Source organism: Psychrobacter sp. PSi21 (assembly GCF_054960615.1).
In genome coordinates this window covers 1-561 of the sequence record NZ_JBHNYR010000050.1, presented here as the reverse complement: position 1 = coordinate 561, position 561 = coordinate 1, and the positions used below count along the sequence as shown (strand labels likewise).

Sequence of the window (561 nt, the reverse complement as noted above, 5' to 3'; positions counted from 1 at the left end):
GATGCCAGTGGTTTGGAGGAAGGGGACGTGACCTTAACCGCCGCCGCCACCGATGCTGCGGGTAACAGCGCTACGGCCACCGTACCTGTGACCATTGATACCGCCACCCAAGTGGCGATCGCCACCCCCATTGCTGGTGACGACATCATTAACGCCGCTGAAGCGGGTGACGTGGCCGTCAGTGGTACAGGGGAAGTGGGCGCCACCGTCACCATCAGCGCAGGCAATACCGTATTAGGCACAGCCACAGTTGGTGCCGATGGCACATGGAGTACCAGCATTGATGTCACTGGCCTAAATGGCGACGTGACCTTAACCGCCGCCGCCACTGATGTGGCAGGCAATAGCGCCACGGCGACGGCAAACGTGACGTTAGATACGCTGATTAACGTCACCCTTGATACCCCGATTGCCGGTGATGACATCATCAATGCGGCTGAGTCAGGCGCTGTGGTGGTCAGTGGTACGGGCGATGCAGGCACAACCGTGGAGATCAGCGCAGGTAACAGCGTCCTTGGCAGCGTCATCGTTGATGGCAACGGCAACTGGAGCACCACCATT

General features: G+C 59.5%; 1 protein-coding gene. It reads left to right on the top strand.

Annotation, left to right across the window (positions count from 1 at the left end; all coding sequences use genetic code 11):
• The coding region (locus ACFI32_RS14835; protein ID WP_462627391.1) for an Ig-like domain-containing protein at window positions 1-561 on the top strand (561 nt) is incomplete at both ends.